Source organism: Acinetobacter sp. NIPH 298 (assembly GCF_000369505.1).
Classification (GTDB): Bacteria; Pseudomonadota; Gammaproteobacteria; order Pseudomonadales; family Moraxellaceae; genus Acinetobacter.
In genome coordinates this window covers 482,091-497,064 of record NZ_KB850054.1, presented here as the reverse complement: position 1 = coordinate 497,064, position 14,974 = coordinate 482,091, and the positions used below count along the sequence as shown (strand labels likewise).

The window sequence follows — 14,974 nt, the reverse complement described above, 5'->3', positions numbered from 1 at the left end:
TTTTAGGAAACATTATGGCCTATATTACTTTAAGGGATGTCCACCTCGCATTTGGTGGGCCTGCCCTACTCGATGGCGCACACTTTAACCTAGAACGTGGCGAGCGAGTCTGTTTAATCGGTCGTAATGGTGAAGGTAAGTCTACTTTACTTAAACTGATTGAGGGAAGCTTATTGCCCGATAGCGGCGAAGTTTCGATTCAAAATGGTTTAACTGTTTCGATGTTAGCCCAAGATGTACCTATGGATTCAGGCAAGGTCGCTGACATTGTAGCTGACGGTGCAGGCGAAGCAGCAGCGGTACTTAAAGCCTATCACGAAGCCAGCGATAGCTGTGTACTGGGTGATATGGATGCCTGCGATCGGATGGGCATGTTACAGCATAAGCTTGATCAGTTAGATGGTTGGGCACTAGAAAATAAAGTGAACTCTATTCTGAGTAAAATGGGACTGGATCCACATGCGGATTTGGCAGATTTATCAGGTGGACGTAAACGCCGTGTGTTATTGGCACGTGCGCTGTTAACCCAGCCTGATGTGCTGTTACTCGACGAACCGACCAACCATTTAGATGTGGAAAGCATTGAATGGTTAGAGAAATTCTTGCTGGACCAAAATAATCTAACCCTGCTGTTCATTTCGCATGACCGTTCATTTGTTGACAGCATTGCCACTCGTATTGTGGAGCTTGATCGTGGCACATTACGCAGCTATGACGGTAACTACTCTCGCTATTTAGAGCTTAAAGCACAGCAAATGGAAGCCGAGGAAAAACAAAATGCATTATTTGACAAAAAGTTAGCTGAAGAAGAAACCTGGATTCGCCAAGGCATTAAAGCACGTCGTACCCGTAATGAAGGTCGTGTTCGTGCGTTGAAAGATTTACGTGAACAATCTAAAGCGCGTCGCTCGCAACAAGGCAAAGTCAGCATGGCAACTCAGGACGCGAACCGTTCTGGCAAGTTGGTATTTGATATTGAACATCTCAGTGTCACTTTTGGCGACAATGCACCGATTATTAAAGATTTCTCAGCATTGGTCTTACGTGGTGACCGTATTGGTTTGGTCGGTGACAATGGTGTCGGTAAAACCACACTTATCAAAGCGATTTTAGGCGCAATCGAGCATGGTGGTTCAGTTAAAACAGGCACACAACTCGAAGTTGCGTATTTTGACCAGTTACGTAACGCCTTAGATCTTGAAAAGTCAGTCATGGCAAACGTTTCAGAAGGCTCTGATTTTGTCGATGTGAATGGCAATCGTCGTCATATCTATAGCTATTTACAAGACTTTTTATTCTCACCAGAACGTGCCCGCACACCTGTAAAAGCGCTCTCTGGCGGTGAACGAAACCGTATCTTGTTGGCAAAATTATTGCTTAAACCATCGAACTTAATCGTGATGGATGAGCCAACCAATGACTTAGATATGGTCACGCTTGAACTGCTTGAAGAAATGCTTTCTGATTATAAAGGCACACTCTTATTGATCTCGCATGACCGTGCCTTTATGGACAATGTCGTGACATCTACTTGGGTGTTTGATGGTAAAGGTCATATTGATGAGTATGTTGGTGGGTATCAAGACTATTTAGAGCAGCGCCCTGATCAAACTGTGGTTGATCAGAAAAGTGATGTTAAAAAAGCTCAAGCCAAGGCTGAAGCCGCAACTGCACCAAAGAAAGTCAAACTCAGTTATAAAGATCAGCGTGAGTTAGAGCAGCTTCCAGCAGAAATGGAAAAACTAGAGGCCGAACAAACTGAACTATCAGAAAAGCTAGCTGATGGATCGTGGTTTCTTCGCGATGCCAATGCAGCGACATTGGCGAGCCAACGTCTCGCAACAATTGAAGAATTGTTGTTAGAAAAGTTAGAGCGTTGGGATATCTTAGAAAATATGTCGAAAGGCAATTAAGCTAAGTTCACTGAGCATCTATTCTTTATAGAGTAGATGCTCACTCAATTTAATTAACCGCAATTCCTTTGGCTATAAACTCACTTGCAAGCGATTGGTAAATTCTAAAATTTTCATCATCAAAACATACAAAAATAACTTCTTGAACAAAATCTGCTTTATCCAATTCATCACTTATGATTTCCAATGCAATTTGCGCTGCGAGTTGTTTCGGAAAACGATAAATACCTGTTGAAATATTTGGAAATGCTAGCGTCTTTAGTTGTAAACCTTCTGCTAACTTAAAACTATTTCTATACGCATTTTTTAATAATACAGTTTCATTATTTTGCCCATCAACCCACGTTGGACCAACAGTGTGAATGACATGTTTAGCTGGCAAATTTCCTGCGGTCGTAATAACAGCTTCGCCAACATTACAACCACCTTGCTTCGCACGAATCTTTTGACATTCTGCTAAAATTTCAGCACCACCTTTTCGATGAATTGCGCCGTCAACACCGCCGCCACCTAAGAGAGAGGTATTTGCTGCATTGACAATTGCATCAACGCTCATTTGAGTAATATCACCTTGTTCAATTGTTATTTTTTTCAAAATTTTTCCTTTCCGATTTACTTTCAAATATACACTCTACAATAGAATAGATTGATTCTGCAGTTACATTCGTGAATTAAAAACCCACTTCATGTTACACTTTTCAAAAATTCAACTTAATTCACATATCAAAGTTCTATGAGCCAACAACAGTCTTATATTCCTGGCGAATTTCGATGGGAATTTTTATTGCCTAAATACTGGAAGAATTGGATTGGCATTTTCTTTCTCGTGTCATTGGCAATCCTTCCTTGGGCAATACAATGGCGCTTGGCACATGGCTTGGCGCATATATGTTGGTCTTTACTCCGATCACGCCGTAAAACCACGCTAAGGAATTTGGAAGTATGTTTCCCTGAATGGTCGTCAGCGGAAGTTGAAACCAATGCAAAAAAAGTCTTCATTGACATGATGCTTGGCATGTTTGAAACCCTGAATGCGTGGTATAGCCCCAAATGGTTTAAGAACCGTCACCATATTGAAGGTCTGGAACACATTCAAAATGCCCAAGCACAAGGTCATGGCGTACTATTGCTAGGAACGCACAGTACCCTACTCGATGCAGGAGGCTATCTGTGTTCTCAATACTTTGAACCAGATGTGGTTTATCGCCCACAAGATAATCCGATGCTGGATATGTTTATTTATCGATGTCGAGCCACGATTTACAATCATCAAATTGATCACGATGATATGCGTGGACTCATTCGCAGACTCAAAAATGGCGGTGCGATTTGGTATAGCCCAGACCAAGATTTTGGTTTAAAACAAGGGGTAATGGCTCCTTTCTTTGGCGTACCCGCAGCAACCGTCACTGCCCATCGTCGTTTATTAAAAATTTCTAACGCTGTGGCAATCCCGCTTTATTTTTATCGCTACGGTGATATACGCAACCCAAAATATAAAGTGTTGATTGAACCTATTGTGGAAAATATGCCAAGCGAAGATGAAGTTGTTGATGCGATTCGCGTCAATAAAATTATTGAAGCACAACTCAGAATCGCGCCAACACAATGGATGTGGTTCCATCGTCGTTTTAAAACACGTGCTGAAGGGTATGAGCAGATTTATTAAAAATTAAAACCCGAGTTCTGCATCCTGCAAAACTCGGGCAAATGAGGTTGTGCTTTCGCTCTGTTTTTTATTATCTTGCATCCATCGCATGCATCATATCCATGATGACTTTTTCCATCTCAGCGTTGCTATCCTTAAGCGGAAATCCATTCCTGCGTCCTTGTGCTGATGTATTTAGAATAAACCTTTTAAACTTGTAGGACTATTCGCTACAGACCTAAATCATTGTACGATATTGCTTACACCGTTCATTGTTTATCTGGCGTCGCCATCATCGCCTTATGTGGTTGGGCAAGCTCATCTACCACCGCCTTTTCTTCTCGCTCCGCCTTTTCAATACCCTCTTGAATTGCTTGCTGTGCTTCTTCTTCATCGGCTTGCGTTTGCTCCAACTCTTGCTGCTGTTGCTCAAAAATCCGCCCCGTCTGCAATACAACATAGACAGGAAAGTGATCTGAACCAATATAAGGTAATCGCTTCATATCGACCAAACCAAAATCAGCACTATGGAAAATATGATCCAAAGACCACCGTAATAATGAATAATCAGCATGGAAAGTATTCATAAAGTAGCGACCTACTCGTGGATCGAGTAAACCACTGATACGCTGAAACAAGCGAGTCGTTCTTGACCAAGCCACGTCATTTAAATCCCCCATCACAATACAGCTTTGATCTAAGTCTTTAATTCGATCACCTACAATTAAAAGCTCAGCATCTCTCAAGGTCGAATCTTTGGCTTCAGTAGGGCTCGGTGGTTTAGGATGTAAACAATATAGTTGAACCTGAACCCCTGAACGTAACTGTAAAGTTGCATGAATCGATGGAATTTCATCACTTAAAATAAATTTAACTTCAGTGTTATTTAACGGCAAACGGCTATATAGATGCATGCCATAAAGATTATCCAACGGCACTGCCACTCGATAGGGATAATCTTGCTCTATCGGCTTTAATGCATCTTGCCAAGCAATATCTGACTCAAGTGTTAACACAACATCAGGTTTTAAATTTTCAATCTGTTGCAGTAATAAGTGATATTTATCATTGGGTGTTAAGACATTGGCAACAAGTAAAGAAATTTGCTGTTCAGGATTTAATTGATCCTGACCCACCTGTTGAACTTGTTTCTTCCATATCGGGGTATAAGGTAATACCATTTTTAATTGATAGGCGACTGCTGCGATCACACCTAAAAGTAATATTTCTCTTTGTAAAGTCCACTCAGCGGGTATAAAAAGTAAAGCAACTAAAGTCGCTATTCCAAACGCTAAGATCTGTAATCGAGGAAAGTCTGCTCCCCTAAACCACCATTCATCACGGGGAATCAAGGACCATACACTTAACCAAATAACCAATACTGCGCAAATCTCAATCCATATCATGTTCATTTTACTCTTGGAGATTTCGTGGATTTTCAATAAAGTTACGGCTTTATCAATTTTTCATCTAACACAAACAAATAATTCCACACAATAAATCAACTGTTTTATTCATGTAACACTTGCAGTTGCGTTCACTTTTGATACACTCAAGCCCCTTAAAAGTTTTTACATACCGAGGCAAATGACATGAAAGTAGGTCTGGTCGGTTGGCGTGGGATGGTTGGTTCTGTCCTGATGCAACGTATGGTTGAAGAGAATGATTTTGCTCATATTGAGCCATTCTACTTCTCTACCAGTAATGCAGGTGGCGAAGCTCCTTCATTTGGTGGTAAGACTGCCCCAGCACTTATGGATGCAACAGACATTAGCAGTCTGAAGCAAATGGATGTCATTTTAACCTGTCAAGGTGGTGACTACACCTCTGAAGTTTTTCCAAAACTGAAAGCAGAAGGTTGGAACGGTTACTGGATTGATGCAGCATCAACCCTGCGTATGGCTGATGATGCCATCATTGTACTTGATCCTGTCAATTTAAATGTGATCAAAGATGGTTTAGTCAATGGCACTAAAACCTTCGTTGGTGGTAACTGTACTGTTTCTTTAATGTTGATGGGCTTAGGTTCACTGTTCCAAAATAATTTGGTGGAATGGGCAACCTCGATGACGTATCAAGCAGCATCTGGTGCTGGTGCACAGAATATGCGTGAACTGATCACGGGTATGGGTTATTTGTATAACAACACCAAAACATTATTAGATGATCCAAAATCTGCGATTCTAGATATTGACCGTCAAATCGCTGACTTACAACGTGGCGACGATTTCCCTAAAGCAAACTTTGGCGTGCCATTGGCGGGCTCATTGATTCCATATATCGACAAACAACTCGAAAGTGGTCAATCAAAAGAAGAGTGGAAAGGTCAAGTCGAAACCAACAAGATTTTGGGTAATCAGCAAATCGTTCCAATTGATGGTCACTGTGTTCGTATCGGTGCAATGCGTTGCCATTCTCAAGCCATCACATTGAAACTCAAAAAAGATGTGCCACTTGATGAAATCGAAGAGATGATTCGCAACTCAAGCCAATGGGCGAAAGTTGTTCCGAATACTCGTGAAGCGTCGATGACTGATCTTACGCCTGTAGCGGTAACGGGTACTTTAACCGTTCCTGTCGGCCGTCTACGTAAACTCAATATGGGTAAAGAGTATTTAGGCGCATTTACAGTAGGCGATCAACTCCTTTGGGGTGCGGCAGAGCCATTGCGTCGTATGCTACGTATTTTAGTTGAATACAAGAACGCCTAAGCAAAATAACACCAAAAACCAAAAGCCGATCACACTTGATCGGCTTTTTATTATTATTAAATATGAACAATTTACAATTCATTTACATCACGGTAATGTATACTCAGACCTTGTTGATCTTTCACCATGGCTGAAATATCAGCAGGCTTTATGACCTAACTAAAACATCACTTTTCATGGATCGAGATGACTGTTAATAACAAATTAAAAATTGCCATTTTAGCCATTTTATCTTCGCAACAACTTTATGCGATTACCTTTGACCCACTGCAAATCAAGTCTGCACCGGGTGAGTTACTTTATGCAGAAATGAGCTTCCATCAAGCAGATCGAAATTCTAAATTTGACGTAAGTCTAGCCACACCTGAGGATTTACGCATGATGGGGGCTATGCATCAACCTCCGTCACAACTCAATTTTTTTACACGTCACAATAATCGAGGTGAAGGAGTCATTGTCATTACTTCATCACGTCCGATGATTGATCCTGAACTGAATATTATCCTTAAAATTAAAGAAGGCGAATCTGCACACTTAAAGCATATTCGACAACCAATACGTAAAAATACAATAACTGCATCAGAGACCAAAACCAGTAGTGAGAAATCACTGACACCCAAGTTTATTGTCAGTGAAAAAGATATTGCCTTAAATCTACCTGAAAGCACACGCTATATCGCAAGCACCCAGCCTGATTTAAAACATGAAAAACTGCTGAATGTGCCCTTTGCACTTCCGCCGGTATTGAATATTTCTGAGACCCGCGTTGCTACAACCACCAATACCACAGTGCAGCCGATCGAACAGACTACGAAGACTCAAGTGACCTCTGTTGCTTCCACAGCCCAAGACCAACAAGCAACAGCCGTGAAGCATGACAGCACAACATTCGCATCAGAAAATCAAACAGTAAGTACTCCAGCGCAAATGAAGCCTATAATCTCTGAGAGCGAGCTGAAGGGCACGGAGATTGAAAATGCGCAACAAAATAGTAAAACTCAACACCAAGCTAAAAATACCACTCCACCAGCAAAGAAAAAAACCGCAGCAGATCATTCAACACCCGCAAATAACCAACAACATGTTGTGAAACGCAATGAATCATTGTGGAGTATTGCTCAGCGGATTTCTGCTGAAACCCAACAACCCCTCCCACAAGTAATGAAACAGATTAAAATACAAAATGAACATGCCTTTATCGGAGGAAGTGCCAGCCGACTTAGACAAGGCTCACATTTAAACTTCGATCTTAATTCAATCCCTGCTCGCAAAAATCAAAATGCCAATCAAGTTGCAGCAAAAACTTTAGCTGCACCTGCCGAAAAAGCCAAATATCGCTTACAACAAGCAGAAATGTCTTTGGTCGCTGAAAGCAATCAAGATTCGAGCACAGGAAGTGCCAAAAAAGACACATTACAACAGAAAACCAGCGCTGACTTATCATTAAAAGTTATGACAGCACGGGAAAAAACCGTTACATTACAAAGAAACGTAACACAGTTGGAATTGGCCTTACGCCAGAAGGATCAACGGATTCAGCTTTTAAATGCTCGACTTGCTGAGCTGCAAGATCAACTGAAAGCGCAGCAGGAAACTAAAAAACCAACACGCTGAGTTATGGAAGAAGATTCTCAAAGATTTGGATAAAAGCGGTTCTATTTTTTAAGGGGTATGGATCATGTCAACGATAATAATTGTATTGCTCGTCATCGTATTGGTCGTTGCGATCGTTTTAAAGAAACGTGAGAACACTCAAAATCATGCGGCATCCAAGAAAAGTGCCAGCAAGACAGCAAAGAAAGCGGCGACGCGCACAGCACTCGCACGTGACGAACGAGAGTCTGCCCCTCCAGCAACGACTGCAATTTCAGAAAGCTTGCGTCAAAAACTTACGCAACAAATTCAAAGCGGTAACTATCAATCTGCCGAAGCACAAATCAATCAAGCTTTAAAACAAGATAACTCCCAACATGAGCTTTATCTATTTTTACTTGATATCCATTTAGCGCAAAAAGATGACTTTGCGATTGATCAACTGATTAAGCATGTACACGCATTAAAATTAGAGGATATTGCACGGGCGGCTGAAGCAAAGAACCAAGAGCGTATAAAGAACTCTCAATCATTTGATAGTATTGGCTTCAACTCGCAACCAACACAATCATCACGTATTGCAGAAGTTGAAGCTCAAAATAAAACGGCCGACTTTGATGCATTAGTCCAAACATCGGCCAAACCGACTTTTGAGGATATACAATCTGAATATACTGCTCCTGCTGAGCAAGAGAAACCTGCCGAAGCAGCGGCACAGGTTCAAGCTTTAGATTTCGACTTTTCCTTTGAACAGAAAGAAACCGTCAAACCGACAACGGAGCTACAACAGCAACCTGCTTTAGACTTTTCATCCGACTCAGCACCTGCGACTGAAGCATTATCGGGCAATGACGCAAAGCCTGAATTAGATTTTAATTTCTCTAATTTAGATGCAACATCTAGCCAAAGTGAAATCAAGACTGACAATATCACCGAAACGCCTGGCTTAGATTTCAATATTGATCAACCACAACATCATAGTGAAAAACAAGCAGCGACTGAAAAAACTGAGTTTTCTTTTGACCTTACACAACCTACCACAGCTACTGAACCAAGCCTAGAAGTCGCTGAGCCGATTCCACAAACACCAACTGTAGAACTCAACGATCCTTTAGCTCAATCATTCTCAGATTTACAACAGTTAGATGAAGTTGAACTTAACTTAGATCTAGCTGAACAATATATTGAGCTTGGTGCTTATACATCTGCCCGTGAACTATTACAAAACCATCAGCTTCAACTCAACCAAGAACAACAACAACGTTCAGAAAAATTACTCAATAAAATAGCGTCTTGAGACGTATCGGTCTAATATAAGCAGTCTCTATGACTGCTTTTTTTATGATGAAAAACTTTTTATTATGCAAAAGATCGCTTTAATTTATATGGGTGGAACTTTTGGCTGTGTGGGTGAACCACTGATGCCAATGCCAGAACAAAATTTTTTACCAGCACTCAAAAAAGTGATTCCACCTCACTTAGATGTAGAGTGTTTTGCCGCACCCAGTATTCAAGATAGTAGCGCATGTACAGCGACTGATTGGTTGCAGTTAGTACAACAAATTCAACAGTTACAACTCAAAAATTATCAGCATTTCGTGATTATTCATGGCACTGATACTTTAAGCTATGCGGCAGCAACGCTTGCACGCTTTTTGGGGCATTCTTGCCACGCGATTATTACGGGCAGCCAATACCCCTTACTCAATATTGAAGGCAATGATACCAGAGAGTTCACAGATGCATTGAGCAACTTATCTCTTGCACTTGAGCAAGTCATACAACGGCCTGCTGGGGTTTATCTGACATTCCATCAGCAAGTTTTCCACGCACAAACGACATTAAAGGTTCACACTACTGAACTTGATGCTTTTGCAGGTAAAGATGCAAATCAAACCTGTAAAACGACGGCTGATTATTTTATTGTTCAAAATGAACATATTGAACAAGCCACACAACTCAGTATGCTCAATCTTATGCTACAACCGATTGGCAAAGAGCAACTGTTATCGCAGTTAAATAATATCTTGGCTGCACCACCAAATTTCCTCGTGTTACAAGGATTCGGCACTGGCAATATCGCAGTGAATGATGAGATTTTAGCGTTATTTGATGCTCTGTATCACAAGCAATGTCTTTCAATTATCAGCACTCAAGTGACCTTTGGACAGCTTGATCAGCGCTATGCGGTGAGTGCTTGGATTAAATCAGCTAAAGTTTTGATCAATGACTGTCACTGCCATGCTGATTTATATGCAAAAGTGCTGCAAATGTATTTAAAATACCCGACCCATGATCAATGGTTTGAACATTGGCAGCAACACTAATCTGAGGTTAAGACATGCAACGTTATGCAATCGGTATTGAATTTTGCGGTACTCAATACCGTGGTTGGCAAACCCAACAAGCGGGCATTGCAAGTGTTCAAGAAACCATTGAAAAAGTCCTCAGCAAAGTCGCCAACGAAACCATTATTTTACATGGTGCAGGACGTACCGATGCAGGCGTACATGCCACCAATATGGTGGCGCACTTTGATACTGAAGCCATCCGCCCTGAACGTGGTTGGATCATGGGTGCAAATAGTCAACTTCCTAAAGATATTTCGATTCAATGGATCAAATGTATGGATGAAAATTTCCATGCACGTTTTAAAGCAATTGCGCGACGTTATCGCTATGTTGTTTATAACGCTCCAATGCGACCTGCGCTACTACAAAAACAAGTCACTCATCTCTATCAAAACTTAGATGTGAAAAAAATGATCGCTGCCGCAGCAAAGTTTGAAGGCACTCATAATTTTGAATCTTTCCGCGCCGCTGCATGTCAGTCCAATCAACCCGTGCGTCATGTCAAACATTGTCGTCTGTTTGAACATGGTCGCTATCTCGTCCTCGATATTCAAGCCGATGGTTTTTTACATCATATGGTCCGAAATATTATGGGATGTTTGCTTGAAATCGGACAAGGGCTCTATGAGATTGAACATATTGACACTATGTTTGCTGCTGAAGATCGCAAGGCGGCAGGTGTAACAGCACCAGCGGATGGGCTATATTTTATTCAGGCGTATTATCCAGAGCACTTTGATTTACCGCAGCCGCCATTAGGGCCGCAATGGTTAAACTTGGCTGAATAAAAAAGCCTTATCTTTTTGATAAGGCTTCGTTGAATCAGTTTAAATCACTGGCGCTGTTTACGTTTACGATATTCCACTGGGGTTTCGTTGGTCCAACGTTTAAATGCACGATAGAAAGTACTTGGTTCAGAGAAACCTGTTAAATACACAATACGCTCAACACTTTCAGTGGTATTTGCGAGTAATTTTTTCGCTAGACGACAGCGATAATCTGAAAGAATTTGCTGAAAACTGGTATTTGCTTCACTGAGCTGTGTTCTTAGGCGGCGCGGTGTAATATTGAGTTGCGCTGCAACAGTTTCCAATGTGGTCTCCCCGCTTTCCAAGGTCGAACCAATCGCACGACGAACTTCACCAACGAGATCATAGCGTGCAAGCTCTTGTAATTTTTCAATGGCAAGCTGTTCATGCAATTGTAGTAGCTCTGGTTCAGCTTGCCACAAAGGATAATCTAACACCGCAGCATCAAAATAAAGTCGGGTCTCTTTTTGTCCTAAGCTAACGGGGCAGCCAAATACTCTAAAATATTCGTCATCCTCAGCCCCTTCACTGAAATTAAAATCAATATAGATTGGCTGAAATTGACCTTCAGTAATAAACTTAAAGAAACGTAAAATACCAGAAAACACACATTCAGAAAAATGACGATTAACAAATTGGTCAGGCCATAATTGTTCACCGTTACTTAAATAACAGCGTCCATCTTCAACAATAAGTTTCGCATCAAAAGCATCACTAATCAGACGTTGGTAAGCCAGTGCTCGCTTTAAGCCCTCACCAAAGGTTTCACTACTGATAAATAAATGCTCAATCACTTGACCACGATATAGCGGTAAATATTCCCCTAAATGCAGCCCGATATCTTGATCATTACTCACATCCCGAGCAGCAATCCAAAATGCATGCTGTGCACTTAATGGCGTTCTCGCATTGGTATCAACTTGATTGAGTGCAACCCCTGCCTTTGTTAAAATCTCTTCGGTTGGTAATCCTGCTTTACGAATTGCCTGATAACCAAAGCGCAATACAACCGATGCATCTGTTAACTGACCCACGCAGTGCCCTTCCCTGTAGATACTTTATTGTGACAATGAACAATAATTTTAGATTAACGTTGATTGACCAAACTGACAACACTATTCTGCTTCTTTTGTTAAAAAAAATTTATAAATTGTCTGACAGTTCTTTTGATTAATATCTGACAGCCTTGCTTAGCTTATATCTTGTAAATTTTAAATAAATTGACTATAATTTGCGCCTTTCCAATTTGATCTCAGGTAGGCTATGGCCAATAAAGAGGAACTCATTGAGTTCGAAGGCGTTGTCACCGAAACGCTTCCTAATACGATGTTCCGTGTACGTTTAGAAAACGGTCACGAAGTTATTGCTCACATTTCTGGTAAAATGCGTAAACACTATATCCGTATTTTGACAGGTGACAGTGTAAAAGTTGAAATGACACCTTATGATTTGACAAAGGGTCGTATCACTTATCGTGCGCGCTAAGAATTAGTGAATGCAAAAAAGCCACATCTCGTGGCTTTTTTTACAAGCGATAAGCGAATGCTCTATTTAACGGTCTAACATTGACTTAAATGTTTAAGTCATTTACAGCGATATGTAATTATTGCTGTAATATAATATCGTCTCCGGAACGGATAGATTTAAATACGTCTCTCACGCTCGCTGCTCAAAAATATAAAAATTATTTATTCCAAAAATAAGGAAATAGTCACAATGCATTATAAATTTTTTATTATTTTCTTCGCATTACTATTACAAGGTTGCGCAACACCGGGATGGCAATCTGTTCAACTGCAAGATTACTTACAGCCTTATATTGGGCAGTCAGCCGATGACATTCAACACAAGCTCAATTTGAACGATTTAGGCTTTCAAACATTAAAACAACCTAAAAAAACTGATCGTTCTTTGATTTTCACCGTACTGCGTCCAATCAACATTCCAGTGCCGATGCCACAATCATTTGGTGAATCTGGTTCAGGCATGGGGAGTTCTGCACGTATAGGTGCGGTTCAAACGGGTCAACAATCCTACGATGTTAACTTTTATTGCCATATTATTTTTGAGCTTGATCAGCAACAGATTGCGCGTTCAATTCGCTATGAAGGCAAAGCGTGCTAAATCAATATACCAAATAAAAAACGCAGCCTTTTTAGCTGCGTTTTTTCAATATAGACTCTAGCTCAGTGCTGAAACAACCGCTTCACCCATCGCATCTGTACCCACTTTGGTCATGCCTTCAGACATAATATCCGCGGTACGTAAACCTTGATCCAATACTTGACCTACAGCATCTTCAATCGCTTTGGCTGCTGCTTCTTCACGGAAGGTGTAGCGCAACATCATTGCAACCGAAAGCACAGTGGCAAGTGGATTCGCGACATTTTGACCTGCAATATCTGGTGCAGAACCATGACATGGTTCATACATGCCTTTGCCCTTTTCATCCAATGATGCTGAAGGCAACATACCGATTGAGCCCGTCAACATTGCGGCTTCATCCGACAAAATATCGCCAAATAAATTGCCTGTGACAATCACATCAAACTGTTTAGGTGCACGGACCAATTGCATCGCAGCATTATCGACATACATGTGCGATAACTGAATATTTGAATATTGCGCTTGCTGTAAATCGGTTACTGTTTGCTTCCACAACTCAGTCACTTCAAGCACATTGGCTTTATCGACCGAACACACTTTACCACCACGTAAGCCAGCCAGCTCAAACGCGACTTTAGCAATACGCTTGATTTCGCTTTCGGAATAAACATCAGTGTTGTAGCCTTGTTTTTCACCGTTTTCGAGTTCACGGATACCACGTGGCTGACCGAAATAAATACCACCTGTCAGCTCACGCACAATCAGAATATCTAAACCTGCAACAATTTCTGGTTTTAAGCTTGAAGCGTCAGCCAATTGTGGGTACAGAATCGCTGGACGTAAGTTGGCAAATAAATTCAGCTCACTGCGGATTTTGAGTAAACCACGTTCAGGACGAATCGAACGTTCGATGCTGTCCCATTTAGGACCACCTACAGCACCTAATAAAATTGCATCTGATTTTTTGGCTTGTTCACTGGTCACAGCTGGATAGGGTTCGCCATGTGCATCAATTGCTGAACCACCGAGCAAACCATGTTCCCATGTCAAACCTAGATTAAATTTATGATTGACCTTGGTTAAAACTTTTTCAGCAGCGCCCACGATTTCAGGGCCAATACCATCACCCGCTAAAATTAAAATATGTTTAGACATCTATTTTTCCAGTTTGATATAAGCAGTTTACACTGCAAGCCAATTAAACTCTTCTTTCAACAAACTCGCCTAAGCCTTTACGGACATCATAAGATCGGCAAAAACGGCGAATCGTGCGTTGTTCCTGCTGCAAATCAACACATAGCGGGTCAGGTGCAGAGACATTTAATAAACTCCCCGAACCAGATGGCCTATCTCTATACATTTTAAAGGTATAGTTTAAATAAGGCTTGAATTCATGAATGACATGAAAAGTCTCCGCACGATCTAAAGAGATTGGATAAAAGCGAATCACGACTTCATATTCTTTGGCAGGAACACTCAGATAGACTTGTTGTTTTCGACTAAAAACCGAACCTTGTAGTCTCACAATGCCTCGCTCCATCGCCTCTCGACTGATGCGATGCGAGGTCGCATTAATCACCTCAGTATCATCGATACGTGCAAATTCACAATTTTCTACGCCTGAACAATATAAAGTTGCGTTATTCGCTCTCTGCTCTAAAGTATTTTGAGCAATACGAACTTGATCAACCACATTTTGTGTATTCTGACAGGCAGTTAAAGTCGTACCAACACATAAACACAGCAAAATATTGCGTGCTAATATCCTTCTCATTGTTCGGGCCCAGTCCTCATGTCATATCAACATGCAAGCAAATTAATCTTTGTTTGCATGTTAACAAGA

Annotated in this window: 14 protein-coding genes; 9 read left to right on the top strand and 5 right to left on the bottom strand. The window is 41.1% G+C overall.

Annotated features, from left to right (window positions below):
- The first annotated feature begins 14 nt into the window (after positions 1-14).
- Positions 15-1,913: an ATP-binding cassette domain-containing protein gene (locus F903_RS04700; RefSeq protein ID WP_005194976.1), complete on the top strand. Its 1,899-nt coding sequence runs from the start codon at positions 15-17 to the stop codon at positions 1,911-1,913.
- A 49-nt stretch (positions 1,914-1,962) separates the two neighbouring features.
- Here F903_RS04700 and F903_RS04695 read toward each other — a convergent pair whose 3' ends face one another.
- Positions 1,963-2,508 (bottom strand): O-acetyl-ADP-ribose deacetylase, encoded by a 546-nt coding sequence (locus F903_RS04695; protein ID WP_005194975.1) that lies wholly within the window; start codon positions 2,506-2,508, stop codon positions 1,963-1,965.
- 138 nt (positions 2,509-2,646) lie between these two features.
- Between F903_RS04695 and F903_RS04690 the strand changes: the two genes are divergently transcribed.
- Positions 2,647-3,582 carry an LpxL/LpxP family acyltransferase gene (locus tag F903_RS04690; protein WP_005194974.1) on the top strand — a complete coding sequence of 312 codons (936 nt, stop codon included), beginning with the start codon at positions 2,647-2,649 and terminating at the stop codon, positions 3,580-3,582.
- A 248-nt stretch (positions 3,583-3,830) separates the two neighbouring features.
- Here F903_RS04690 and F903_RS04685 read toward each other — a convergent pair whose 3' ends face one another.
- Complete coding sequence (locus F903_RS04685; protein ID WP_005194973.1) at positions 3,831-4,967, bottom strand: endonuclease/exonuclease/phosphatase family protein; 1,137 nt, start codon at positions 4,965-4,967, stop codon at positions 3,831-3,833.
- A gap of 186 nt (positions 4,968-5,153) precedes the next feature.
- Here F903_RS04685 and asd point away from each other — a divergent pair, with 186 nt between their 5' ends.
- The 5 genes from asd (at position 5,154) to truA (ending at position 11,004) form a co-directional block, all read left to right on the top strand.
- On the top strand, positions 5,154-6,272 hold the full coding sequence (gene asd, locus F903_RS04680) for an aspartate-semialdehyde dehydrogenase (RefSeq protein ID WP_004668535.1): 1,119 nt from the start codon (positions 5,154-5,156) through the stop codon (positions 6,270-6,272).
- 186 nt (positions 6,273-6,458) lie between these two features.
- A complete protein-coding gene (locus F903_RS04675) occupies positions 6,459-7,886 on the top strand; it encodes a type IV pilus assembly protein FimV (protein WP_005194972.1) in 1,428 nt (475 codons plus the stop codon).
- Positions 7,887-7,950: 64 nt separating this feature from the next.
- Positions 7,951-9,162, top strand: coding sequence for a hypothetical protein (locus F903_RS04670; RefSeq protein ID WP_005194971.1), 1,212 nt, complete (start codon positions 7,951-7,953; stop codon positions 9,160-9,162).
- Positions 9,163-9,226: 64 nt separating this feature from the next.
- Complete coding sequence (locus tag F903_RS04665; protein WP_005194970.1) at positions 9,227-10,192, top strand: asparaginase domain-containing protein; 966 nt, start codon at positions 9,227-9,229, stop codon at positions 10,190-10,192.
- A 14-nt stretch (positions 10,193-10,206) separates the two neighbouring features.
- Positions 10,207-11,004 (top strand): tRNA pseudouridine(38-40) synthase TruA, encoded by a 798-nt coding sequence (truA, locus tag F903_RS04660; RefSeq protein WP_005194969.1) that lies wholly within the window; start codon positions 10,207-10,209, stop codon positions 11,002-11,004.
- A gap of 44 nt (positions 11,005-11,048) precedes the next feature.
- Here truA and F903_RS04655 read toward each other — a convergent pair whose 3' ends face one another.
- Positions 11,049-12,059: an AraC family transcriptional regulator gene (locus tag F903_RS04655; protein WP_004668526.1), complete on the bottom strand. Its 1,011-nt coding sequence runs from the start codon at positions 12,057-12,059 to the stop codon at positions 11,049-11,051.
- 229 nt (positions 12,060-12,288) lie between these two features.
- On the opposite strand from F903_RS04655, the gene infA reads away from it, so the two are divergent.
- The gene (infA, locus tag F903_RS04650; protein ID WP_001284370.1) at positions 12,289-12,510 is read left to right on the top strand and encodes a translation initiation factor IF-1; all 222 of its coding nucleotides are present in this window, start codon (positions 12,289-12,291) and stop codon (positions 12,508-12,510) included.
- 231 nt (positions 12,511-12,741) lie between these two features.
- Positions 12,742-13,149 carry a hypothetical protein gene (locus F903_RS04645; RefSeq protein ID WP_004668524.1) on the top strand — a complete coding sequence of 136 codons (408 nt, stop codon included), beginning with the start codon at positions 12,742-12,744 and terminating at the stop codon, positions 13,147-13,149.
- A 57-nt stretch (positions 13,150-13,206) separates the two neighbouring features.
- Here the strand turns inward: F903_RS04645 and leuB are convergent, their stop codons facing one another.
- Together leuB and F903_RS04635 are read right to left on the bottom strand one after the other, a co-directional pair.
- Complete coding sequence (leuB, locus tag F903_RS04640; RefSeq protein ID WP_005194966.1) at positions 13,207-14,286, bottom strand: 3-isopropylmalate dehydrogenase; 1,080 nt, start codon at positions 14,284-14,286, stop codon at positions 13,207-13,209.
- A gap of 43 nt (positions 14,287-14,329) precedes the next feature.
- A complete protein-coding gene (locus tag F903_RS04635) occupies positions 14,330-14,905 on the bottom strand; it encodes a hypothetical protein (RefSeq protein ID WP_004668520.1) in 576 nt (191 codons plus the stop codon).
- Positions 14,906-14,974: the final 69 nt, after the last annotated feature.